The organism is Amycolatopsis sp. NPDC051716 (assembly GCF_040681595.1).
Taxonomy (GTDB): domain Bacteria; phylum Actinomycetota; class Actinomycetes; order Mycobacteriales; family Pseudonocardiaceae; genus Amycolatopsis.
In genome coordinates this window covers 18,862-42,731 of sequence record NZ_JBFAZA010000044.1, presented here as the reverse complement: position 1 = coordinate 42,731, position 23,870 = coordinate 18,862, and the positions used below count along the sequence as shown (strand labels likewise).

The window sequence follows — 23,870 nt, the reverse complement described above, 5'->3', positions numbered from 1 at the left end:
GGACGTCCACAGTGGAATTCCTCCGACCCGCCTCGCTGGCCGACGCGCTCGCCGCGAAGGCCGCGAACCCCGGTGCGGTCCCGATCGCCGGCGGCACGGACGTGATGGTCGAGCTCAACTTCGACCACCGCCGCCCGGAGTCGCTCCTCGACCTCGGCCGCGTCGCCGAGCTCCACGAGCACGGCGCCGACGGCGGCCGGATCCGGATCGGCGCGGCCGTGCCCTACGCCCGGATCATCACCGAGCTGGGCACGAAGCTGCCCGGCCTGGCGATGGCCGCGCGGACCGTCGGCTCCCCGCAGATCCGCAATCGCGGCTCGGTGGGCGGCAACCTCGGCGCGGCCTCGCCCGCGGGGGACTCGCACCCGGCCCTGCTGGCCGCGGACGCCGAGGTCGAGATCGCCTCGGTCCGCGGCACCCGGGTGGTCGCGGCGAAGGACTTCTACACCGGCGTCAAGCGGAACGTCCTGGAGCCGGACGAGCTGATCACGGCCGTGCTGCTGGCCCCGGCCGGCGGACCCCAGCAGTTCAGCAAGATCGGCACCCGCAACGCCATGGTCATCGCCGTGGCTGCCTTCGGCCTGGCCCTGCACCCGTCGGAGAAGCGGGTGGGCACCGGCGTCGGCTCGGCCGCGCCCACCCCGCGCCGGGCCCTCGACGCCGAGGAGTTCCTGGCCGGCGAGCTGGACTGGGACTCGCCCCGGGCGCTGACCGACTCCGTGAAACGTCGCTTCGGCGAACTGGTCGCGTCGGCCGCCTCGCCGATCGACGACGTCCGGGGGAGCGCGGCCTACCGGCGTCACGCGTTGAGCGTGATGGCGCGGCGCACGTTGACCTGGGCCTGGAGCGAATACTGCGAAGGGAGCGCGAAGTGCGCGTGAACGTCACCGTCAACGGCGAGCACCGCCGGGCGGACAACGTCTGGGAAGGCGAAAGCCTGCTCTACGTGCTGCGCGAGCGGCTCGGGCTGCCAGGCTCGAAGAACGCCTGTGAGCAGGGCGAATGCGGCTCCTGCACGGTCTACCTCGACGGCGTGCCGGCGTGCGCGTGCCTGGTCGCGGCCGGGCAGGCCGAGGGCCGCGACGTCGTCACGGTCGAAGGGCTGGCCGACGGGGACGCCCTCGACCCGGTGCAGGAGGCGTTCGTCGAGCGCGGCGCCGTCCAGTGCGGCTTCTGCACGCCCGGCCTGCTGGTCGCCGCGCACGACCTGATCGAGCGCGTCCCCGACCCCAGCGACGTCGAGATCCGCGAGGCCCTCGCCGGCAACCTCTGCCGCTGCACCGGGTACGAGAAGATCCTCGACGCCGTCCGTGACGCCGCCGCGAAGAAGGCCGTCCGATGAGCGCCCCGGCCCGCTCCCCGCAGGAGCTGCACGACACGATCGCCGGCGGCATCGGCGAGAGCCCGCTGCGCCCGGACGGCACGCTCAAGGTGCGTGGCGAGTTCGCCTACTCCTCGGACCTGTGGCACGAGGACATGCTGTGGGGCGCCACCCTGCGCAGCCCGCATCCGCACGCCCGGATCGTCCGCCTCGACGTCTCCCGCGCGCTGGCCCAGCCCGGCGTGCACGCGGTGCTCACGCACGAGGACGTACCGGGCGAGAACGTCTACGGCCTGAAGTACCAGGACACCCCGGCGCTGGCCGAGGGCCTGGTCCGTTACCAGGGCGAACCGATCGCGATCCTGGCCGCCGACCACCCGGAGATCGCGCGGCAGGCGCTCAAGGAGATCGTCGTCGAGTACGACGTCCTCGAGCCGATCACCGACCCGGAGCGAGCCGCGCACGACGACACCCTGCCGAAGCTGCACCCCGGCGGGAACCTGGTGCGCCACCAGCGGATCGTCAAGGGCGACCCGACGGCGACCGCGGACGTCGTCGTGTCCGGCGTGTACGAGATCGGCATGCAGGACCAGGCGTTCCTCGGCCCCGAGTCGGGGCTCGCGGTGCCGGCCGAGGACGGCGGTGTCGACCTCTACCTGGCCACCCAGTGGCTGCACGTCGACCAGCGTCAGACGGCGAAGGCCCTCGGCCTGCCCCTGGACAAGGTCCGGCTGACCCTCTCGGGGGTCGGCGGGGCGTTCGGCGGCCGCGAGGACCTGTCCATGCAGATCCACTCGTGCATGCTGGCCCTGCGCACCGGCCGCCCGGTGAAGATGAGCTACAACCGCCTGGAGTCGTTCTTCGGGCACGTCCACCGCCACCCGGCGAAGATGTACTACGAGCACGGCGCCACCCGCGACGGCAAGCTCGTCTACGTCCGCGCGAAGCTGTACTTCGACGGCGGCGCGTACGCGTCCAAGACCCCGGTCGTGGTCGGCAACGGCACCACGCTGAGCGTCGGCCCCTACGACGTCCCGAACGCGCACATCGAGGGCTGGGGCGTCTACACCAACAACCCGACCTGCGGCGCGATGCGCGGCCTCGGCGCGGTGCAGCCGACCTACGCCTACGAGTCCCAAATGGACAAGCTCGCGGCCGCTTTGGACCTGGATCCGGCGGAGCTGCGGATCCGCAACGCCCTGAGCGAAGGGTCCACTGTGGTCACCGGCCAGGTCGTCGACTTCCCGGCGCCGGTGGCGGAGCTGGTGCAGCGGGTCCGCGACCTGCCTCTCCCGCCGGAGCTCACCGGTGACCGCGACATCCGCGAGCTGCCCGGCGGAGCGTCCAACACCACTCACGGCGAAGGTGTCGTCCGCGGGGTGGGCTACGGCGTGACGATCAAGAACATCTCCTACGCCGAAGGCCTCGACGACTACTCGACCGCCCGGGTCCGCCTGGAGGTGCTCGGCGGCGAGCCGGTGGCGATGGTCCATACCGCGGCGGCCGAGGTCGGCCAGGGCCTGGTGACGCTGCAGCAGCAGATCGCCCGCACCGAGCTGGGCGTGACGCGGGTCAGCGTGCACCCGGCCGACACGAGCGTCGGCGACGCCGGCTCCAGTTCGGCGTCGCGGCAGACCTACGTCACCGGCGGCGCGGTCCGCAACGCCTGCCGTGCGGTCGCCGACGCGGTCTGCGCCCGGCTCGGTGTCTCCGCCGAAGGCATGTCCCTCACCGGCGGGAAGGTGGTCGCGGCCGACGGCGAAGTCGTCGCCGACCTGGCCGAGCTGCTCGGCGACACCGCGATCGAGGAGACCCGCGAGTTCCACCACCGGCCGACCTACCCGCTCGACCCCGAAACCGGCCAGGGCGACGCCCACGTGCAGTACGGCTTCTCGGCCCACCGCGCGGTGGTCGACGTCGACCTCGACCTCGGCCTGGTCAAGGTGGTGCAGCTCGACTGCGCCCAGGACGTCGGCAAGGCGATGAACCCCGACGCCGTCGTCGCCCAGATCCAGGGCGGCTCGGCGCAGGGCCTCGGCCTCGCCGTGATGGAGGAGATCCTGGTCCAGGACGGGAAGGTGCGGAACCCGTCGTTCACCGACTACCTCATCCCGACCATCCTCGACATGCCGCCGATGCGCGTCGACGTCCTCGAACGCCCCGACCCGCACGCGCCCTACGGTGTCCGTGGCGTCGGCGAACCGCCCACGATCTCGGCGACGCCGGCGATCGCCAACGCCATCCGCGCGGCCACCGGCCTCGAGCTGCCGCGCGTTCCGATCCGCCCCGAGCACATCACCGGAGTCTGAGATGACCACGTCCGTTTCCGTCGAGCAGGAGTGGCTCGACGAAGCCGTCCGGATCGCCACCCAGAACGTCGAGAACGGCGGTGGCCCGTTCGGCGCGCTGATCGTGCAGGACGGCAAGGTCGTCTCGACCGGCGTCAACCGCGTCACCGCGAACCTCGACCCGACCGCGCACGCGGAGGTGGTCGCGATCCGCGCGGCCTGCCAGGAGCTGGGCACGTTCAAGCTGGACGGTTGCGTGCTCGTCTCCAGCTGCGAGCCGTGCCCGATGTGCCTGTCCTCGGCGCTGTGGGCCCGGGTGGACAAGGTCCTCTTCGCCGCCGACCGCGACGACGCGGCCAAGGCCGGCTTCGACGACCGCGCCTTCTACGAACTCTTCGACCGTCCTCGGGAAACGTGGACCGTTCCCGTGACGCGACTGTCCGCAAAGGACGGTTTCGCGCCGTTCGCGGCTTGGCTCGACAAGAGCGACCGCACCGACTACTGACCCACCGCTTACTGACCCACAAGGCCAGCTGACCGGAGCACAACCGAATCGAACGTCCCGCTCGCCCAGGCACGGCGCTGTGCCTTGGCCTGGCCGAGCACACCCACCGGCAAGGGCAGGACGCATGACCCAGGTAGAGATCCAGGAATCCGAACTCGGCGAAGTACCCGAACCACCTCAGCGTCGTTCGCTGCTCGACAAGCTCTTCGAGCTGAGGGCCCGGCAGAGCACGATCGGCCGCGAAGTTCGCGGCGGCGTCACCACGTTCGTCGCGATGGCCTACATCGTGCTGTTGAACCCGCTCATCCTCGGCGCCTCCGCCGACATCACCGGCGCCCGGCTCTCGGCCGCCCAGGTGACCACGGCGACCGCGCTGGCCGCCGCGGTGATGACCGTCCTCATGGGACTCGTGGGCAACGCGCCCCTCGCGCTGGCCGCCGGCTTGGGCATCAACGGCATCGTCGCCTTCCAGATGGCGCCGTCGATGACGTGGGCGCAGGCGTTCGGGCTGGTCGTGCTCGAAGGCGTGTGCATCGTGCTGATGGCGGTCAGCGGCGTCCGCGAGCGGATCATGAACGCCATCCCCAGGCCGCTCAAGATGGCGATCACCGTCGGGATCGGGCTCTACATCGCCCTGGTCGGCCTGGTCAGCGCCGGGTTCGTGACCCGCATGCCGGACGCGGCGCAGACCACGGTCCCGGTGCGCCTCGGGGCGAGCGGGCACCTGCACGGCTGGCCGATCGTGGTGTTCTGCTTCGGCCTGCTGCTGATGGTCGTGCTGATGGCCCGTAAGGTCCCGGGCGCGGTCCTGATCAGCATCGGGGTGGCGACCGTGTTCGCCGTGGTGCTGCATCAGGTGTTCGGCGTCGGCGGCTGGGGCCTGACCACCCCCGCCTTGCCCGACCACGTCGTCGCGGCACCCGACTTCGGGCTCTTCGGCCACATCGACCTGTTCGGCGGGTTCGCGTCGGCCGGCGCGCTCGCGACCACGGTCTTCCTGTTCACGCTGGTGCTCTCCGGGTTCTTCGACGCCATGGGCACGATCACCAGCGTCTCGGACGAAGCCGGGCTGTCGAAGAACGGAAAAGTTCCGCGGATGGGCCGGATCCTGCTGGTCGACGGCGCGGGCGCGATCGCCGGAGGCGTCACGGGTTCGTCGCCGAACACGGTGTTCCTGGAATCGGCGGCGGGGGTCGGCGAAGGCGCCCGGACGGGCCTCGCGAGCGTCGTCACCGGACTGCTGTTCGCCGGGACGCTGCTGTTCACGCCGCTCGCCGGGGTGGTCCCGGCCCAGGCGGCCGCGCCCGCGCTGGTGGTCATCGGCGGCATGATGGTCGCGCAGTGCCGGAACATCCCGTGGCACGACCCGGACTACACGATCCCGGTGTTCTTGACGGCCGCGCTGATCCCGTTCACCTACTCCATCACCAACGGCGTCGGCGCCGGCCTGATCGCGTTCGTGCTGATCAAGATCGGGCGCGGCAAGTGGCGCGAGGCCGGTTGGCTGCTTTCCCTGCTGGCGCTGGTGTTCGCGGTGTACTTCGCCGTCGACGGCGTCGAAGCCCTCTTCCGCTAAGGAGTTCTCGTGGCCTTGATGTTCTTCAACGGCGGCGCCATGCGCGGCGAGCCGCTGCACCACCTCTTGGCGGGTTCGCCGTTCGTGGCGACCACGAAGACCGCGCCGAAGTACCGGTTCTACGCGGTCGGTGACCAGTGCCCGGCGCTGTACCCGGTGTCGCACGGCGGCGCGCCGGTGACCGGCGAGGTGTACGACGTCTCCCTGGACGCCTTGCGCGACAAGGTGCTCCCGTCCGAACCGCACGAGCTGGAGCTGGGGGTGGTGGAGCTGGCCGACGGCAGCTCGGCGTTCGCGATGCTGCTGCGACGGCCGTACACCTCGCACGTGGCCCTGCGGGACATCACCGAAATCGGCGACTGGCGGGCGTACAAGGCGAGCGCGTGAAGGTCCTGATCGCCCCGGACAAGTTCAAGGGGTCGCTGACCGCGGCCGAGGTGGCGTCGGCGGTGGCCGCGGGCCTCACCGACGTCCACCCGGCGGCGGTGGTCCGCACCCTCCCGGTGGCCGACGGCGGCGAGGGCACGGTCGACGCGGCCGTCGCCGCCGGGTACGAGCGGGTGCGGGTCCCGGCCCGCGGGCCGACGGGGGCGCCGGTGACGGCGTCCTACGCGGTGCGCGGAGAAACCGCGGTGGTCGAGCTGGCGGAGGCGTCCGGTCTGCACCTGCTACCCGGGCCACCACAGCCGCTCACGGCAACCAGCGCGGGAACCGGCGACGTCATCGCGGCGGCCATCCGGGCCGGCTGCCGCCGGATCGTCCTGGGCGTCGGCGGCAGCGCCTGCACCGACGGCGGCGCGGGCATGCTGACAGCACTGGGCGCCCGCCTCCTCGACGACGCCGGGCGCGAACTCCCACCGGGTGGCGCGGCCCTTTCCCGGCTCGCCTCGCTGGAGGTGCCCCGCCTGTCCGAAGTGGACATCGAGCTGGCGAGCGACGTGGACAACCCGCTGTATGGACCGAGCGGAGCCGCGGCGGTCTACGGCCCGCAGAAGGGCGCGTCCCCCGGAGACGTCCCAACCCTGGACGCGGCGCTGCGGCACTGGGCATCGATCGCGGGTCCGGAGTTCGCATCCCGCCCGGGCGCCGGAGCGGCCGGGGGAGTGGGCTACGCGGCGATGGCCCTGCTGGACGCCCGCATGCGGCCCGGCATCGAGCTGCTCCTCGACCTGCTCGGCTTCGACGCGGCCCTGGCCGGCACCGCACTGGTGATCACGGGCGAGGGATCGCTGGACGACCAGACGTTGTCCGGCAAGGCCCCGGCGGGAGTGGCCCGGGCCGCGGCGGCCCGGGGCATCCCCTGCGTCGCGGTATCCGGCCGCTGCCGGCTGACGACCTCGGAGCTGGCGAACGCGGGCATCTCGGCCGCGTACGCGCTGACGGACCTGGAGCCGGACCCGGCGCGCTGCATGGCGGAGGCGGCACCGCTGTTGCGTCGTCTCGCCCACCGAGTGGCGCTCGACCACTGCTCGCCGCCCAGCTGAGCCCCGCCCCGCCACCCGGGCCGAACACCTGATACCCAAGATTTGTTACCATCGTAACCATGGCAACGAAGACGGCGGTGGACACCCGCATCCGCATCCTCGAAGCGGCAGCGGCCCTGCTGGCGGCGGAGGGCCGCGACGGTCTGTCGACCCGAGCGGTCAGCGCGGCGGCGGGCGTCCAGCCCCCAGCGTTGTACAGGTTGTTCGGAGACAAGGACGGCCTCCTCGACGCGGTCGCGGCGTACGGCTTCGACGAGTACTTGAAGAGCAAGCGCGCGATGGGCTCGACGGGCGACCCGGTGGAGGACCTCCGCCGAGGCTGGGACTTGCACCAGGAGTTCGGGCTGTCCCGCCCGGAGTTCTACGTGCTGATGTACGGAGACGCCCGCCCGGGCCGCACATCGCCGGCAGCCCGCGAAGCGGAGGCGATGCTGCGAGCGATCATCGAGCGAGTAGCGGCGGCGGGCCGCCTGAGGGTGAGCGTGGAGCGAGCGGCAAGGCTGACGCACGCGGCGGGGATGGGCGTCGTCCTGACGCAAATAGCAACACCAGAGGACCAGCGCGACCCCGACCTCTCGGAAACGGCCCGCGAGACGGTACTGGCCCGCATCCTGACCGGAACACCAGAGCCACAGGGATCAGACCTGCCAGAGCGGGCAAACGCCCTACGAGCAGGCCTCGAGGGCGCAACGGCATTGACCAAGCCAGAGCGAACCCTGCTGGCCGAGTGGCTGGACCGCATAGCGGACGCGTAGGCACTCCCCAAGCCCGCAACCGCCCTCGAAACTCGACCCTCCGGCGGAGCTCACCCCCTCGGAACCCAGGCCCCCCGCAACCCCGATCCGAAGCCAGAACACGGCCGGTGGTGCCGGGTCAAGGCACGTTTTCCCGCCTTGACGCGGCGCCGCCGGCCGTAGTCACAATCCGGCTTCGGGGTTGCGGAGAGCGGCAGCCTCGGCCCGCAGACATCAGCAGCGGCGACCCGCAACCACAACTCAGGAGCACCCAACAGAATCGATCCAGTCCGATCAGACATTGCCCCCAACCCCCAAACAAGCCCAATATGTTGCCGCCCACAACATATTCTCCCGACAGAGCCGTCGAAGGGGCCCGATGATCAGCTGGAAAGCACTCCTGGCCGCCACCGGAACAGCAATCCTCCTGGCCGGAGCCCTCCCCGCAACAGCCCAGGCGACGGGCACGGCAACCGACTGCTGCGGCAGCGGAGCCTCCTGGTCAACGGGCAACAAATCCGCCCTGGGCACCGCCACAACCCCGAGCAGCCCAGTCTGGTTCACCGTCGCGGACGGCATAACATCCGAGGTCTTCTACCCCCGAGCGGACATCCCCAACACCCAGGACCGCCAGTTCGTCATCACCGACGGCGCGACATTCGTAGACCTGGAGCGCGACGCCACAGACCACGTCGTGACCATGCCCGACGAGAAGGCCCTCCAGTACACGATCACGAACACGGCCAAGAGCGGCAAGTACCGCATCACGACGGACTACGTCACCGACCCGGCCCGCGCAACGCTCCTGACGAACACCCACTTCCAGTCCCTCGACGGCGGAAGCTACCGGCTGTACCTCCTGGCCAATCCATCGATGGCAGGCGGCGGCGCGAACGACAACGCCTGGTGGGACTCGTCCGGCGCCCTGATGGCCGCCGGAACCGAGACACTCTTCGGCGGCACAGCAACGACGGTCGTCTCCGCGCTCCGCGTCTCGACCGGTTTCACGGCACACGACAACGGCTACAGCGGCGCGGCCAGCGACTGCCTGGTCGACCTCCGCGCCGACAAAACCTTGAACAACCAGTTCGACACGATCTCCGGCACCGGCAACGTCGTCCAGTGTGGACAGATCCCGGTAGGCACCGACACGACCTTCACGGTCGCACAAGGCTACGGCGACACGGCGGCGGCCGCCACGTCCACCGCGAGCGCCTCGCTGAGCAGCGGGTTCACGGCCGTGGCCAATTCCTACCGCAGCGGCTGGAACTCCTACGTGAACTCCCTCAAACTCGCCCCGGCCAGCGTTTCCGGGGACACGCAACGGCGTCGCGCCTACTACGTCGCGGCCATGGCCCTGAAGACCGCCGAAGACAAACAGCACCCGGGCGCGAGCGTCGCGGGGCTCGCCACCCCCTGGGGCAACTTCACGAACGGCGACCAGCTCAACGACGGCTACCACCGCGTCTGGGGCCGTGACCTCTACCAGCAAGCCACCGGGCTCCTGGCCGCGGGCGACAGCGCGCAGGCCAAGCGGATGGCCCAGTTCCTCTGGAACGCGCAGTGGATCGGCAGTCCCACGGCCGGCGACGGCATGACGTACCCGGCGGGGTCCTTCCCGCGCTACAGCCCGGTGTCCGGCGTCGCGGGGGCGAGCGCCCAGCAGCTCGGCTGCTGCGAACAGCTGGACCAGGACGCCGACGCGATCCTGCTGGCCTGGCTGACCGGCGTCACCGACGCCTCGACCTACGCCAAGGTCAAGACGACCGCCAACCACATCGTCTCCACCGGCCCGGACACCACCGAGCGGTGGGAGGAGCAGTACGGCAAGTCGCCGTCCTCGGTGGCCGCGGAGATCGCCGGGCTGATCGCGGCCGGGGCCATCGCGCGGGCGAACGGCGACACGGCGAGCGCGTCGACGTGGGAGTCCACCGCGGATTCGTGGCGCAACTCCCTGGCCGGCTGGACCGTCACGACGGCCGGCTACTGGGGCGGCCACACCTACTACGAGCGCCTCGACCGCGCCGGCAACCCGAACGACACCGCGACCATCTGCTTCGACGAAGGCTGCTTCTACGAACACGACGTCACCGACTTCGGCTTCCTCGACCTGGTGCGGCTCGGCATCCGCCCGGCCGGGGACGCGACGATCGCGAACTCGGTCGCGCCGACGGCCGCCGCGTCGGACGGCAACTCGGCGATGCAGGTCACGCTGCCGAACGGCGACGTCTACTTCCACCGCTACCCGCACGACAACTACGGCGAGAGCACGGCGAACTGCGGGGGCTGGCCGGCCGGCGGTGCCCAGCGGTTCGGGCGGCTGTGGCCGGTGCTGTCGGGGGAGCGCGGCCAGTACGAGCTCGCCAACGGCCGCTCGGCCGCGGTGTACCTGAAGTCGATGGCGGACTCGGCCAACGGCGGCTACTTCGTGCCCGAGCAGGTCTGGGACCGCGCGGACGTCGGCTGCTTCGGCCTCGGCCGGCCGACCGGCAGCGCGGGCCCGCTGATGTGGGCCGAGGGCCAGTACCTGCGGCTGGCACAAAGCATGGACGCAGGCCACAACCTAGACACCCCCTCGATCGTCAAAACCCGCTACGGCACCTGACCCGCTCCCGCCGTGTCGTCCCTCCAGACACGCGTGTCGTCCGTTCAAGCACGCGTGTCGGCCGTTCCGTCACCGCACCAGGCGGACGGTCTTCGCCGCGGGGGCGAAGGTCGCCGTCTGGCCGCGGGTGAGGGCGACCGTGTCGGCCTCGAGCCCGTCGCCGAACGCGACCAGGCGGTCGGATTCGACCTCGACCGTCAGCGGCGCCCGCGTCAAGTCGCCTTCGGTGCGGGTGGTCCCGGTCGACGGCGACGGCCACGCCTCCCGCACGAACCAGACCAGCCGGGCCTCGCCGGGGGCCGGCAGGGGCAGCCCGCTGCGGCGTTCCCGCCACACCGAGCCGCACCAGCCGGTCGCCCCGGTGCCGGTCCCGACCAGGATGCCCGACGACGCCTGGCGTTCCGCCCGCCCGCCACCGACCCCCAGCCGGTAGCGGGCGGTCTGGTGCCCGGCGTGCCCGAGGTAGATCTCGTTGAGGGCGAGCAGCCGCTGGCCGTCGTCCGCGGTCAGCTCGGCCATCGTCCGGTGTTCGACGTCGTTCGCCGACCGCACCAGGTCCGCGACCGCCTCGACCGGATGCTTGACGAGGACGCCGGGCTCGCCGGGAGCGACGCCGATCACCGGCTGGCCGTCGAGGTACTTGGCCACGTTGGCGATCAGGCCGTCCTGCCCGACCACCACGACGACGTCCTCCGGGGTGAACAGGAACCGGTCGAGGTCCGCCCGTTCGACCTCGCCGCGGCGCCAGTCCAGCGGGATCGCCGCCGACGCCGCGGCGAGGGCGGTGCGCACGGCCGCGTCCGCCGCGGTGACCTCGGCCAGGTCGCGACCGCGGGTGCGCAGGAAGAATTCGGCCTGGCCGCGGGTGCCGTGGCGGGCGACGAGCTCGGCCAGCTCGGTGCGGCGGTGGACGAGCACGACCCGCGGGGCGAGGCTCACGAGCGGACCCCCAGCTTCGTCAGCAGCGGCGTGAGCAGGTCCGGGGTGAGCACCAGGCTGTCGATCCGCGGCAGGTTCCCGGCCAGTTCCTTCAGCGCCAGCCCGGTCAGCACACCCTCGGGCAGATCGCGGTACGCCGCCAGCCGGGCCGCCTCGCCCGCCGCTTCCGCTTCGCCGAGCGCCCGCTTGCCATCGGCCTTCACCTGCGTGAGCCGCTCTTCGCGCGAAGCCTGCGCCTCCGTCTCGATCCGGTTCGCCGCCGAGGCTTCTTCGGCCTGACGACGGGCGTTCGCGCCGCGCTGGGCGAGCAGCTGCTCCTCCCGGCGGGCCAGCTCGATCTGGCTCTGCAGCTCGTTTTCGCTGATCGCGCGTTCGCGTTCGACGGCGAGCGCGCGCCGCTCGAAGGTCGCCCGGTCGGCCTCCTGCTGCACCTTCTCCCGCGCGGTCGTCTGGAGCGCCTTCTCGACCTCGGGCTGGGCCCGGATCGCGACGACGCGGACGTCGAGCACCGCCGAACCGGTCTGCGCGAGCCGCGTGTCCTCTTCGGCCAGGCCCGCGCGGATCCGGTCGCGGACCGCGCGGACGCCGTCGGCGAGGGCTTGTTCGAGCGGCGTGCGGGTCAGCACCTCGACCGCGTACTGCTGGACGTTCTCGGTGAGCAGCCCGCTGATCTGCCCCAGGGGATCGCTTCGCCAGCGGCCGGTGTCCGGGTCGATGGAGAAGTCGATGCGCTGCGCGGCGAGCGCCGGGTCCTCGATCCGGAAGGTGAGGGCGAGCTGGACGGTGACGTCCTGGAAGTCGGCCGTGCGGGCGTGGAACAGCAGCGGCAGCTCGCGGTCGTCGACCGGCACTTCCGAGACCACCGCCGTCAGCGGCCGGTACCAGAACGACAGCCCGACGCCGTCGTGCGCGAGCTTGCCGCGTCGGTAGTGCCGGATGTGCACGGTGGGCGCACCGCGCAGGTGCCGGAACCCGAACCGGCGGTTGATGTCGGCCATGAAGCCCTCCTCTTATCGTCGTGGTGACGATATGGGGTGGACTTGCTAATCGTCAAGCTGACGATTAGGGTGGGTGGCATGGGTCACCCGCCGTTCGCCGTCACCGTGGACCTCGTCGTGCTCACCCTGACCGGGGACGAGCTGTGCGCGCTGCTGGTGCGCCGGGGCGTGGAGCCGTACCTCGGCGAGTGGGCACTGCCGGGCGGGTTCGTCCGGGAGGACGAGGACCTGGCGGACGCGGCACGGCGCGAGCTGGCCGAGGAGACGGGACTGGCCCCGGGGACCGTCCACATCGAACAGCTGGCGGGCTACGGCGCCCCCGACCGCGACCCGCGGATGCGGGTGGTGACGGTGGCGTACCTCGCGCTGGCGCCGGACCTGCCGGTGCCGCGCGCGGGCACGGACGCGGCGGAGGCCCGCTGGGCACCGGTGCGCGCACTGCGGGCCGAGCGCCTGGCGTTCGACCACGACCGCATCCTGGCCGACGGCGTCGAACGCGCCCGCGCGAAACTGGAGTACTCCCCGCTGGCGACGGCGTTCTGCGCGCCGGAGTTCACGGTCGCGGAGCTGCGCCGGGTGTACGAACTGGTCTGGGACACCCGGCTCGACCCCCGCAACTTCCACCGCAAGGTGACGGGAGCGGAGGGCCTCCTGGAGCCGACGGGCCGCACGACCACCCGCGACGGCGGCCGCCCGGCCCGGCTTTACCGGCGGGGGAAGGCGGACGTGCTGTACCCGCCGATGTTGCGGAGCTGAATTCGATAGGTCCGAATCAATTTCACGGACAACCCTCAGTCGTTGACAGACTCAAGCGACCGTGCCCGTGCTCGCCTCGCCCAGCTCCGTGTGACGCCCACCCGGTCCGCGACGCGCACTGCGGGCCGCCGCGGAGGGGTCATCTGATCGAGTTAACCCGTCCGGGCCGGTAGAGTTTCTCCCATGGATCTCGACCAGCTGACTCGGCGTCTTCGCGAGTTTGCCTCTGAGCGCGATTGGGACCAGTTCCACACGCCCAAGAATTTGGCCATGGCTTTGGTGGGCGAAGCGGGCGAGCTGACGGAGATCTTCCAATGGCTGACACCGGAGGACTCCGCGCGGATCATGGAGGACCCGGCGACCGCGCAAGAGGTGCAGAACGAGATCGCGGACGTGTTCGCGTATCTCCTGCGCCTTGCCGACGTCCTCGGCATCGACATTGCGGCAGCGCTGACCGGAAAGATCGCTTTGAACGAGGTGAAGTACCCCGCAGCCCTGGCCAGGGGCACGGCAGTGAAGTACGACAAGCTGCGAACGGAACACTAATGCGAATCGTCCTCCAGCCGGCTGCCCGCAGCGATCGGGAAGTGGCTCGTCATTTCCGCGACACCATCGACACCCGGGTCCGCTTGGCTGACCACGCCGATTTGATCGAGCCGGAGACCTTCGACGCGTTGACGGCGATTCATCCGGAGGGCCTGGCCCAGCTCTGGGGAGCGACGCCCGGGTTGAGCGGTCGTAACGTGAGCAGGTGGCGCAAGCTCTTGCCTGGTGACGGAGTGTTCTTCTACGGCGAGAAGCAGATATACATGGCCGGGCACATCGCTCTCACCTTCCACAACCCGGACCTTGCGGTCCGGCTCTGGGGAAGAGACCCGAACGGGCTGACGTGGGAACTCATTTACGCCCTGGTCAACCTCCGGGACATCACGCTGCCGATCGGGGAGGTCCGTACCGCGCTAGGCTGGAACGACAAGGCCTTCATCCAGGGTTTCACAGTGGTCGATGGCCGTCAGGCCGAGAACATGGTCGAACTCTCCAACCTCCAGGACACGAGCAATCTCCTGCAGATATGCCGGGCGTTTGCTCGCCCATCCGGGACGACGGTGGCGCCGGACGGTCCGACCGATAGTGTGAGAACAGTCAACTGGCGTCGCGAGCACCCCGCGCTGAAGCGGCGGCTGGTTGAGCTGGCGGGCGACACCTGCGGGCTTTGCGGCCGGGACTTCCCGCCGTCTCTTCTGGTCGGGGCACACATCAAGAAGCGGTCGCACTGCACCGAAGACGAGCGCAAGGACTTCGACAACGTCGGTATGCTCGCCTGCGTCTTGGGCTGCGACAGCCTGTTCGAGCGGGGATATGTGGCCGTCGGCGACAACGGAAAGATCTTGATCAGCAGCGTGGCCCAGACCTCGAGCAGCGTGGCCGGGTTTGTGCGCGAACATCTCGAAGAGCGGGTCTGCGCGTGGTGGAGCCCGGGCCGGGACAAGTACTACGACTGGCATCGTCGGCACGTCTTCGTGAGGACGCACGACGGTGTTGCACCGCAGTCGAGCCCGTCGCCCGGACGCGACCTCGAGCTGGTGGTCGCTCCTGCTGGTTCGTGAGATGAGAGCGGGCGGAAATTCCGATGGGGTACAGCGCCGTGAGCTTCGTCGCCCGGCCGCCGGCCACAGCGAAACCCCTACAGGTGCTCCTTGAGCCGCGAGTCGCCGGCTGCTCGGTTCGGAGGCTGCGACTCGGACCTTCCGCCATCACCCGAGTGCCTCGACACCCGCCCCAGGTCGCCGCCCCTGCTCGGTGCGAGAGGGCAGCGGGCCTGCCCCGGAGCGCTCCTGTCTCGTCTCCGGACCTTTTCACCCAGAAAGCGGCCGGAACCACAGCGTGAACTCCGTCTTCTGCGGCACCAGCCGGTACCCCGGCAGCACCCCCGGCCCGCACGACGCCGTCCCCAGCCCGTGCTGGGCCACGTCCAGCGTCAGGTGGACCTGCTCGCCCGGCACCAGGTCGTCGGTGTGCCGGGCCTCCTCCAGCGCCGCCGCGGTCCAGCGGCGGGCCGTGAAGTCGAAGACCGGCTCGCCGTCCACCCGGATGCCCGTGCCGTCCGGGGCCGTCAGGCGAGCCCAGCGGACCGCCGTCCGGTTGCCGTTCTCCTGCGGGAAGACGTACGGCGTCTGCAGACCGTCGACGCTGCTGGAAAACCGGCCGATCCGCGCCGCCTGGCGGCTGTCCGGGTACGCCTCGCCCGGGCCGCCGCCGAACCACTCCGCCGAGCCGAGCGCGCCCGGGATCGCCATCGCCAGCCCGAGCCGGGGGAGCGTGCCGGGGAACTCGCCGTCCGGGGTCACCTCGACGCGCAGCCGCAGGCGGTCGCCGAACGCCGTCCACGTGTAGTCGGCGAACAGCCCGAACGGCTGGGCCGGCGGCGCGACCCGGGTGCGGACCACCAGCTCCTCGCCGTCGGCGTCGACCGTGATCACCCGGTGCTGCATCCGGTGCAGCCCGGCTTCGCGCCACTGGTCGGCGACCGGCCGCCCGGCGAACGTGCCGCGGTCGTTGTCGGTCGTCGCGCGCCACACGTCGAGCCGCGGCCCGGCCACGACGTGCCCGCCGAGGGCCGCCAAGCCGCCCGTCACCGGGTCGAACTCGCCGGCGCCCAGGACCAGCCGGCCGCCGGTGCGGAACACCGGCCCGCGCGGGGGGAGTGGCGCCGCCGCGGGGGCCGCCGACACCGCCAGCTGCCCCCAGCCGACCACGTGCCCGGCCGGCGCCCACGCCGTCGCCGACGTCAGCGACGCCGACACGGTCAACCACGACTCGCCGCTCGTCGCGGGCAGCCCGGGGAGCGGGACCGAAGTGCTCTGTCCGGATCGGACGGCCGGCACGTCGAGGACGCCTTGGGCGACCACGGTTCCTTCGTCCTCCAGCGTCCAGGTGAACGTGAGGTGCCCGGTGCTGACGAAGTCGTAGTGGTTGCGCACCCGGATCCCGGCCGCATCCGCGTCGATCCGGACCGGCTCTACGACCTTCGCGAACTCGGCCAGCCCCGGTGACGGCGTCCGATCGGGGAAGACCAGGCCGTCGATGACGAAGTTGCCGTCGTGGATCGGCTCGCCGAAGTCCCCGCCGTAGGCGAAGTGCCCCTCGGCGGCGAGGCCGTGGTCGATCCACTCCCAGAGGAAGCCGCCCTGGCAGTTCGGGTACCGCTCGAACAGCTCGCGGTACTCGAGCAGGCCGCCCGGGCCGTTGCCCATCGCGTGCCCGTATTCGCACTGCAGGAACGGCAGGTCCCGGCGACGCTCGTTGGTGTCTTCTCGGCGGCCGATCCGCTCGACCTCCTCGTGCGTGGCGTACATCCGGCTGTGCACGTCGACGTAGGCGCAGTCGTGGTCGCCTTCGTAGTGCACCGGCCGCGTCGGGTCGCGGTGGCGCACCCATTCGGCCATCCGCGCGAGGTTCTCGCCGGTGTGGCTTTCGTTGCCCAGCGACCAGAGGATCACGCTGGGCCGGTTCTTGTCCCGCTCCACCGTGCGCCGCATCCGGTCGAGGTACGCCTCGGCCCAGCTCGGGTCGGCGCTGGGGTTGCCGGCCCAGCCCAGCGGCTCGAAGCCGTGGGTCTCCAGGTCGCACTCGTCGATCACCCACAGTCCGTAGGTGTCGCACAGCTCGAGGAACGCCGGGTCGGGCGGGTAGTGGCTGGTCCGGACCGCGTTGACGTTGTGCCGCTTCATCAGCAGCACGTCGGCCAGCGCCGTCTCCGGTGACACGACGCGCCCGGTGCGCGGGTCGTGCTCGTGGCGGTTCACCCCGCGCAGCATCAGCGGGCGGCCGTTGACCTTGAGCTGCCCGTCCTCGATGTGCACCGTCCGGAACCCGATCCGCACCGGCACCCGCTCGGCCGCGGTGGCCAGCGTGCCCTCGTACAGCCGCGGGGTCTCGGCGCTCCACGGCTCGACCGGCAGCTCCAGCGCTTCCCCCGCCGGGTGCCCGGAGACGCCCAGCTCGGGGATGTCCAGCACGACGTCCGGGCCGGTTTCGACCCGGACCGTGCCCAGGCCGGTGGTGTGGTCGTAGTCCGCGCGGACCCAGTAGTCGCCGATGCCGCCGGCCGGCCGGGCGATCAGGGTGACGGCGCGGAAGATGCCGGAGAGCCACCACATGTCCTGGTCTTCGAGGTAGCTGCCCGCCGACCACTGGTGCACGCGCACCACGAGGACGTTCCCGGCCGGCCGCAGCAGCGGCCCGACCTCGAACTCCGACGGCAGCCTGCTGCCCTGCGTGACGCCGAGTTCGGTGCCGTTGAGCCAGATCCGGCCGCACGAGTCGATGCCGTCGAAGCGCAGCACCGCGGCCCCGGCGGGCCAGCCGGCGGGCAGGTCGAACCGCAGCCGGTGATCGCCGGTCGGGTTGTCCGACGGCACGTGCGGCGGGTCGACCGGGAACGGGTAGGGCACGTTCGTGTAGGCCGGCCGCCCGTGGCCGTGCAGCTGCCACAGCGACGGCACCGGCAGCTCGTCCCACGCCGAGTCGTCGAACTCCCCGGCTTCGATCCCCGCCGGCGCGGCCGCGAGGCTCGGCGACAGCCGGAACCGCCACGTGCCGTTCAGCGACAGCGCGGGCGCGTCGGAGGTGAAGGCCGCGCGCGGCGGAAGCGAACCGCGGCCGGGGCCGGGGTCTTCGAGGTACGACATGGGGTCCTTTCCGCGTTCGGCAGGCGCCCGAGAACGTTCCCGTGAACGTTCACGGACCGCTTCGCAGTGTGCTTCGGGGTGGGACCGGGTGTCAAGGGATCAGGCGGATTCGCGCAGGTGGAGGCGGGCGTGGACGACCAGCTCGGCGGGTTCCAGCGGTGTCGCGCCGGTGACCAGGCGGGCCGCCTGCTCGACGGCCAGCGCGCCGACCGCGCGCGTGTCGATGGCGACGCTCGAGAGCTCCGGCTCGACGAGGGTGCCGAGGGCGAGCCCGTCGAAGCCGATCACGGCGAGGTCGGCGGGCACGCGCAGGCCGAACCGGCGGGCCTCGCGCAGGGCGCCGATGGCCATCACGTCGTTGAAGGCGAACAGCGCGGTGACGTCGGGGTGGGCGGCGAGCAGGCCGGCGAGCGCGGTGCCGCCGCCGTCGACGGTCTGGGCGCCGGCGGCGATCCAGCCCGGGTGCACCGAGATCCCGCACCCGGCGGCGGCCCGCAGGAACCACTGGCGGCGCACGCTCGGGGCCGGGTTGCCGTCGAGCATGCCGATCCGCCGGTGCCCGCGCGAGACGAGGTGGGCGACGGCCTCGCGGACGCCGTCCTCCCCGTCGATCACGATGCCGCTGAACCGCGGCGTGTGCGGCTCGCGGCCGATCAGGACGACCGGGATCCCGGCGGTGAGGCGGTCGAGGTCCTCGTCGGACCGGCCGAAGTAGCCGGTGACCGCGTCGACCTGGGTGCCGATCACCCGCAGCGTGGCCAGTTCCTGATCGGGGTCGTCGGCGGTGTCGTGCACGACGACGTGCCAGCCGCGGGCCCTGGCCGCCTGCAGCGCGCCGGAGGCGACCTCGGTGAAGAAGGGGTTGAGCAGGTCCGGCACGACGAGGCCGATCGTGGTGGTGTCCGGCCGGACCAGGCCGCGGGCGAAGCGGCTGGGGCGGTACCCGAGCTCGCGGACGGCGTCGAGGACGCGCTGCTTGGTCGAGCCGTCGATCTCACCCTTGTCGTTCAGCGCCCGCGACACCGTCTGCCGGGAGACCCCGGCCGAGCGGGCGACGTCGTGGATCGTCACCCGCCGGGGTTCCGTGCTGCTCGAAGACACCCGTCGAGTATGCCCGCCCACGGCCCGGCCGCTACCCCAGCGGGGTGCGTTCGCGGCGCTTCACGAAGCGCCAGCCCACCGCCAGGACCACCGCGAGCACCGGGATCGAATAGAACGCGATCTTCTCGGCGCCATCCGAAAAGCCCATCAGCACCACGACCAGGGCCAGGAACGCGAGCGTCGCCCAGCCGCTGTAGGGCGCCCACGGCATCCGGTACGACGGGCGCTCCAGCTCGCCCCGCAGGGCGGCCTGGCGCAGCCGCAGCTGGCAGAAGATCAGCGTCGCCCAGGTGCTGATCACGCCGAGGGACGCGATCGCGATGGCGATGTCGAACGCCTCCTTCGGCACCAGGTAGTTCAGCACCACGCCGAGCACGTACGCCACCGACGTGAAGAGGATGCCGCCGTAGGGCACCTGATGGCTGCTCATCCGGCTGACGAACGACGGCGCTTCGCCCTTCTCGGCCAGCGAGCGCAGGATGCGGCCGGTCGAATAGAGGCCGGAGTTGACGCTGGACAGCGCCGCGGTCAGCACCACCGCGTTCATCACGTCGCCGATGCCCGGGATGCCGAGCCGGCTGAACACGGTGACGAACGGGCTCTCGTCGCCGCTGTAGAACGGCCACGGAAGCAGCATCGCCAGCAGCAGCACCGAGCCGACGTAGAACACGCCGATCCGCCAGACCACGCCGTTGATCGCCTTCGGCAGCACCTTGCGCGCGTCCTTGGTCTCCCCGGCCGCGATGCCGACGACCTCGATGGCCGAGTAGGCGAAGATGACCGCCTGCAACGTCATCAGCGCGATGCCGATGCCGGCCGGGAACAGTCCACTGTGTCCGGTCAGGTTGGACACGCCGGCGGGCGTGCCGCCGATGTCGGTGCTCGTCAGGACGAGACCGACGCCGACGACGAGGAAGACGACGATGGCCAGCACCTTGACCACCGAGAACCAGAACTCCAGCTCGCCGAACACCTTGACCGACAGCAGGTTCACCGCCAGCAGGACGCCCAAGGCGATCAGCGCGGTGATCCACTGCGGCACGTCCGGCAGCCACTTGTGGACGTAGATGGCGACCGCGGTGATCTCGGCGATCCCGGTCATCGCCCAGTTCACCCAGTACATCCAGCCGGAGGCGAAGCCGGCCCACGGCCCGACGAACTTCCGCGCGTAGGTGACGAAGCTGCCGGAACTGGGCTCGTGCAGGACGAGTTCGCCGAGCGCGCGCATCACGAAGTAGGCGGCCACGCCGCAGATCGCGTAGGAGAAGATCAGCGACGGGCCGACCTGGTGGAGCTTGCCGCCGGCGCCGAGGAACAGCCCGACGCCGATCGCGCCGCCGATGGCGATCATCTGCACCTGGCGGTTGCCCAGCGCTTTCGAGTAGCTTTCACCGTTTTCGGTGAGCAGCGAGGAATCCATGGTTATCGGACGCTAGAGCGGTGTGCGGCGGGTCACCAAGCCGGCTAAGGAAGACTTAAGGTGTGCGAGAGATCACCAGTGGATCCGCCGGTTCCGGCTTGACACGGGGTGGGTGCCGCCTGGCCGGGCGTGCCTTCTACGCTACGGCCGTGGATCTCGCGGCGCTGCTGGACCGGATAGCCGACGATGTCGCGCCCGAGGTCGGCCGCGGCGCCGTCGCGGACTACATTCCCGCGCTGGCCAGGGTGGATCCGAGGCGGTTCGGCATGGCGGTGGCCGAAGTGGACGGTGCGGTGCACGGCGTCGGCGACTGGGAGCACCCGTTCTCCGTGCAGAGCATGTCCAAAGTGTTCACCCTCGCGCTGACGCTTTCCCGCGGCGACGGCGTGTGGGCGCGGGTGGGCCGCGAACCGTCGGGGGATCCGTTCAATTCTCTGGTGCAGCTCGAACACGAGGACGGAATTCCGCGCAACCCGTTCATCAATGCGGGCGCGCTGGTGGTGACCGACGAACTCGCCCGCCAGGGTGACGCGGTGGACGCGCTGCTCGCCTTCCTCCGGCAGGAGAGCGGCCGGGCGGAGATCGCCGTGGACCCCGAGGTCGCGGCGTCGGAGGCCGGACACGCCGACCGCAACCGCGCCCTCGCGTATTTCATGGCCTCCTACGGCAACATGCGCCACCCGGTGCCGTCGGTGCTGGACCAGTACGTCCGCCAGTGTTCGATCGCGATGAGCTGCGCCGACGTCGCCCGGTCGGCGTTGTTCCTGGCCCGCCACGGCGTCCGCAACGACGGCTCGCGGTTGCTCGAGCTGAGCGCGGCGAAGCGGATCAACGCGGTGATGCTGACCTGCGGCACGTACGACGCGGCCGGCGAGTTCGCCTACCGCGTCGGCCTGCCGGGCAAGAGCGGCGTGGGCGGCGGCGTCCTCGCGATCGTCCCGGGCCGGTGCGCGGTCTGCGTGTGGAGCCCGGGGCTGGACGCACGCGGCAACTCCGTCGCCGGCGTCGCCGCCCTGGACCGGTTCACGACGCTGACCGGCTGGTCGATCTTCTAGCGTCAGCGCAGGTAGTTGTAGACGCTGGCCCGCGAGATCCCGAGCAGGTCGGTCAGCGCCGCCACCGCGTTCTTCAGCTCCAGGAACCCCCGTTCCTTCAGCGACCGCACCAAGTCCTTCTTCGCGCTCGCGGGCAGGCTGCGCGGGGTGTGGCCGCGCGCGGTGGCGTAGTCCTCGACCAGGGCGCGCAGCTCGTCCACCGTCCGGGCGCGCAGGGATTCGGCGAGCGGGGCGGGCTCGTCGGTGGCGGCCAAGCGGGTCAGGGCGTGGGCGGCCGAGCCGAGGAGGGAGACGTCGAGGTTGAGGCACAGGGCCGCGACGTACTCGCCGCCCGCATTGCGGATGCCGATCGACGTGCTCTTCGCGGGCCTGCCGTCCGGGAAGCGGTTGGGGTAGTTCTGCAGCACGTCCGGGAACTCCGGGTCGGCGATGCGGGCCAGGCCCAGCTCGGTGGCCGGGTCGCCCACCGCGCGGCCGGACAGGCCGCCTTCGATCGCGCGCACCGCGTGGGCCGGGTCGCGCAGGTCGTGCAGCACCACCTCGCACAGGCCGGGGAACATCCGGCCGACGGCGTGGGCGATCTTCTCGGCCTCGCGCAGCAGCAGCTCGTCCTCGGTCATCCGATCAGCTCCCGCAGCTTGTCCGCCGCCTTGAGGCCGGAACCGGTGAGCACGACCACCGTGGTCTCGCCGGGCCGGATGGCACCCCGCGCGCGGAAGACGCCGATCGCCGCCGCGGCCGTCGCGCTGGTCGGCTCCGCGTAGAGGCCGAGGGAAGCCAGGCGGCGGGCCGCCGCGGCGATGGCGTCTTCGGGGATCGCCGCGGTGTCGCCGCCCGAGCGCCGGATCGCCGCGACGACTTCGGGCAGCCGGACCGGACGGCGGATCGCCGTCCCCTCGGCGACGGTCGGGGCGAACTCCGGTGGCTCCCGGTCATGGAAGACCGCGTCGACGGGGGAGCAGTTCCGCGGCTGCGCGACGAGCAGGCGCGGGCGCCGCGCGATGGACCCCGCGGCCAGCAGCTCCCCGAACCCGAGGTCGCAGCCCAGCACGATGCTGCCCGCGCCGGCCACCGTGACGATGGCGTCCGGCGCGCGGAAGCCGAGGTCCTCCCACAGCTCGTAGGCGAGGGTCTTGGTGCCCTGCAGGAAGAACGGGTGCCAGTTGTGGCTGGCGTAGGTGGTGCGGTCCGAGCGGCGGACGGCTTCGGCGGCCGTGTCGTCGCGGGTGCCCGGCACCAGCTCGACGGCCGCGCCGTACGCGCGGGTCTGCAGCACCTTCGCCGGCGACGTCCCCGCCGGAGCCAGGACGGTGGCCGCGATCCCGGCCGCGGCGCTGTAGGCCGCCACCGACGAGCCGCCGTTGCCGGAGCTGTCCTCCAGCAGCTCGCGCACCCCGGCACCGGCCAGCGCGGAGACCATGACGCTGGTGCCGCGGTCCTTGAAGCTGCCGGTCGGGCTGAACCACTCCAGCTTGAACCGGACCTCGGCGCCGTCCCACTCCCGGGGGACGAGCGGGGTGCAGCCTTCTCCGAGCGACACCGGGCGGAGGTCGCCGGGCAGCGCGGCCCGGTAGCGCCAGAGTGAGCGGACACCGGTGTCGACGTCCTCCGGGCGCAGGCCGGGCCGGGCGGCGACGGTGAGCGGGGCGCCGTCGTCGCCACGCCAGCGCAGCGGGTCACCGGGGTACCGCGCCCCCGACCGCTCGTCGGTGTACCAGTACGCCACCGCTACCTCCTCCTCTGGACGGATAGTCCAAGTCTAGACGTACTGTCTAGAGCTACTCCCGAGTATGCGAAATGTCTTCAGCTTCTTCTCAGGAAAAGCTTGTAACGCGGTGGTGGAAAATTTCGATCACGCGTGCCCGGCGGCGTACCGCTGGTGGCCGCCCGAATACCGCCGGTCGGACCCGGTCGGGCGTGGCCGCCCGCCGGTGTCCCCGTTCGTGGTCTTGTGAGCACCGAGAATCCCGTCTCGCGACCAATCCACAATGGACGTCGTGGGCGGGGGCGGGCTCGGCTGCGCATTCTTCCGCGCATTATTTCGTGGCTCCGGAAAAGGGGGACGAATGGGCGCTCGTCACCGGCGGCGAGCGACGTTGTCGAATCCGTGAACCGAACGTTTCCGCACGCCTGCTTTACCGGCGGGATAAGCATGCGGGGTTGCGGTGTCCCGGAGACCCTCCGGTCGGCGTGGTCCGGATCGGGCAACCGCACCGCCTCCACCCGGCGGCATGGCTTGTGCCGTCCGGCCGCGGAAGCCGGGCGGACCACGCCGCGGAACCGGTCCGCGCAGCTCGGCCGGGGTGGGGGGAACGTGACGGCGACGTTAAATTCTTGCGCCGCGGGCCTGGTCGATCCCGAATTTTCTGAACCTCGGCTATGAAATCGCGGTGGGTT

Annotated in this window: 20 protein-coding genes; 13 read left to right on the top strand and 7 right to left on the bottom strand. The window is 71.3% G+C overall.

Features of this window, described 5'->3' with window-relative positions; all coding sequences use genetic code 11:
• Nucleotides 1–11: 11 nt before the first annotated feature.
• The 9 genes from AB0M30_RS40690 to AB0M30_RS40650 all read left to right on the top strand — a co-directional run bounded on the left by AB0M30_RS40690 (nucleotide 12) and on the right by AB0M30_RS40650 (nucleotide 10,513).
• Nucleotides 12–881, top strand: coding sequence for an FAD binding domain-containing protein (locus tag AB0M30_RS40690; protein ID WP_364595874.1), 870 nt, complete (start codon nucleotides 12–14; stop codon nucleotides 879–881).
• Entirely contained in the window at nucleotides 872–1,342 is a 471-nt protein-coding gene (locus AB0M30_RS40685) for a (2Fe-2S)-binding protein (RefSeq protein WP_364595871.1), read from the top strand. Before AB0M30_RS40690 ends, AB0M30_RS40685 begins: the two co-directional genes overlap by 10 nt.
• Complete coding sequence (gene pucD, locus AB0M30_RS40680) at nucleotides 1,339–3,630, top strand: xanthine dehydrogenase subunit D (RefSeq protein WP_364595868.1); 2,292 nt, start codon at nucleotides 1,339–1,341, stop codon at nucleotides 3,628–3,630. The genes AB0M30_RS40685 and pucD overlap by 4 nt, the downstream gene beginning before the upstream one ends.
• 1 nt (nucleotide 3,631) lies before the next feature.
• A complete protein-coding gene (locus AB0M30_RS40675; protein ID WP_364595865.1) occupies nucleotides 3,632–4,114 on the top strand; it encodes a nucleoside deaminase in 483 nt (160 codons plus the stop codon).
• Between the two features lie 124 nt (nucleotides 4,115–4,238).
• On the top strand, nucleotides 4,239–5,690 hold the full coding sequence (locus AB0M30_RS40670) for an NCS2 family permease (protein WP_364595862.1): 1,452 nt from the start codon (nucleotides 4,239–4,241) through the stop codon (nucleotides 5,688–5,690).
• Nucleotides 5,691–5,699: 9 nt separating this feature from the next.
• Nucleotides 5,700–6,077, top strand: a complete 378-nt coding sequence (locus tag AB0M30_RS40665; protein WP_364595859.1) for a gamma-glutamylcyclotransferase — start codon at nucleotides 5,700–5,702, stop codon at nucleotides 6,075–6,077.
• Complete coding sequence (locus AB0M30_RS40660; RefSeq protein WP_364595856.1) at nucleotides 6,074–7,174, top strand: glycerate kinase; 1,101 nt, start codon at nucleotides 6,074–6,076, stop codon at nucleotides 7,172–7,174. Before AB0M30_RS40665 ends, AB0M30_RS40660 begins: the two co-directional genes overlap by 4 nt.
• A gap of 59 nt (nucleotides 7,175–7,233) precedes the next feature.
• Nucleotides 7,234–7,929 (top strand): TetR/AcrR family transcriptional regulator, encoded by a 696-nt coding sequence (locus AB0M30_RS40655; protein ID WP_364595853.1) that lies wholly within the window; start codon nucleotides 7,234–7,236, stop codon nucleotides 7,927–7,929.
• A gap of 358 nt (nucleotides 7,930–8,287) precedes the next feature.
• A complete protein-coding gene (locus AB0M30_RS40650; RefSeq protein ID WP_364595850.1) occupies nucleotides 8,288–10,513 on the top strand; it encodes a glycoside hydrolase family 15 protein in 2,226 nt (741 codons plus the stop codon).
• A 69-nt stretch (nucleotides 10,514–10,582) separates the two neighbouring features.
• Here AB0M30_RS40650 and AB0M30_RS40645 read toward each other — a convergent pair whose 3' ends face one another.
• Complete coding sequence (locus AB0M30_RS40645) at nucleotides 10,583–11,452, bottom strand: hypothetical protein (protein ID WP_364595847.1); 870 nt, start codon at nucleotides 11,450–11,452, stop codon at nucleotides 10,583–10,585.
• Nucleotides 11,449–12,450, bottom strand: a complete 1,002-nt coding sequence (locus AB0M30_RS40640; RefSeq protein WP_364595845.1) for an SPFH domain-containing protein — start codon at nucleotides 12,448–12,450, stop codon at nucleotides 11,449–11,451. The genes AB0M30_RS40645 and AB0M30_RS40640 overlap by 4 nt, the downstream gene beginning before the upstream one ends.
• A gap of 78 nt (nucleotides 12,451–12,528) precedes the next feature.
• Here AB0M30_RS40640 and AB0M30_RS40635 point away from each other — a divergent pair, with 78 nt between their 5' ends.
• The 3 genes from AB0M30_RS40635 (at nucleotide 12,529) to AB0M30_RS40625 (ending at nucleotide 14,813) form a co-directional block, all read left to right on the top strand.
• Entirely contained in the window at nucleotides 12,529–13,206 is a 678-nt protein-coding gene (locus AB0M30_RS40635) for an NUDIX domain-containing protein (protein ID WP_364595842.1), read from the top strand.
• Nucleotides 13,207–13,389: 183 nt separating this feature from the next.
• A complete protein-coding gene (locus AB0M30_RS40630) occupies nucleotides 13,390–13,752 on the top strand; it encodes a nucleotide pyrophosphohydrolase (protein WP_364595839.1) in 363 nt (120 codons plus the stop codon).
• A complete protein-coding gene (locus AB0M30_RS40625) occupies nucleotides 13,752–14,813 on the top strand; it encodes a hypothetical protein (RefSeq protein ID WP_364595836.1) in 1,062 nt (353 codons plus the stop codon). Before AB0M30_RS40630 ends, AB0M30_RS40625 begins: the two co-directional genes overlap by 1 nt.
• A 249-nt stretch (nucleotides 14,814–15,062) precedes the next feature.
• On the opposite strand, the gene AB0M30_RS40620 is transcribed toward AB0M30_RS40625, so the two are convergent.
• The 3 genes from AB0M30_RS40620 to AB0M30_RS40610 form a co-directional block, all read right to left on the bottom strand.
• Nucleotides 15,063–17,897 (bottom strand): glycoside hydrolase family 2 TIM barrel-domain containing protein, encoded by a 2,835-nt coding sequence (locus AB0M30_RS40620; protein ID WP_364595833.1) that lies wholly within the window; start codon nucleotides 17,895–17,897, stop codon nucleotides 15,063–15,065.
• A gap of 99 nt (nucleotides 17,898–17,996) precedes the next feature.
• The gene (locus tag AB0M30_RS40615) at nucleotides 17,997–18,998 is read right to left on the bottom strand and encodes a LacI family DNA-binding transcriptional regulator (protein WP_364595830.1); all 1,002 of its coding nucleotides are present in this window, start codon (nucleotides 18,996–18,998) and stop codon (nucleotides 17,997–17,999) included.
• A gap of 31 nt (nucleotides 18,999–19,029) precedes the next feature.
• Nucleotides 19,030–20,418: an amino acid permease gene (locus AB0M30_RS40610; protein ID WP_364595827.1), complete on the bottom strand. Its 1,389-nt coding sequence runs from the start codon at nucleotides 20,416–20,418 to the stop codon at nucleotides 19,030–19,032.
• Between the two features lie 149 nt (nucleotides 20,419–20,567).
• Here AB0M30_RS40610 and AB0M30_RS40605 point away from each other — a divergent pair, with 149 nt between their 5' ends.
• Complete coding sequence (locus tag AB0M30_RS40605; protein WP_364595824.1) at nucleotides 20,568–21,473, top strand: glutaminase; 906 nt, start codon at nucleotides 20,568–20,570, stop codon at nucleotides 21,471–21,473.
• A 2-nt stretch (nucleotides 21,474–21,475) separates the two neighbouring features.
• Here AB0M30_RS40605 and AB0M30_RS40600 read toward each other — a convergent pair whose 3' ends face one another.
• Nucleotides 21,476–22,093, bottom strand: coding sequence for a PAS domain-containing protein (locus AB0M30_RS40600; protein WP_364595821.1), 618 nt, complete (start codon nucleotides 22,091–22,093; stop codon nucleotides 21,476–21,478).
• Nucleotides 22,090–23,199, bottom strand: coding sequence for a pyridoxal-phosphate dependent enzyme (locus AB0M30_RS40595; RefSeq protein WP_364595818.1), 1,110 nt, complete (start codon nucleotides 23,197–23,199; stop codon nucleotides 22,090–22,092). The genes AB0M30_RS40600 and AB0M30_RS40595 overlap by 4 nt, the downstream gene beginning before the upstream one ends.
• Between the last annotated feature and the right edge of the window lie 671 nt (nucleotides 23,200–23,870).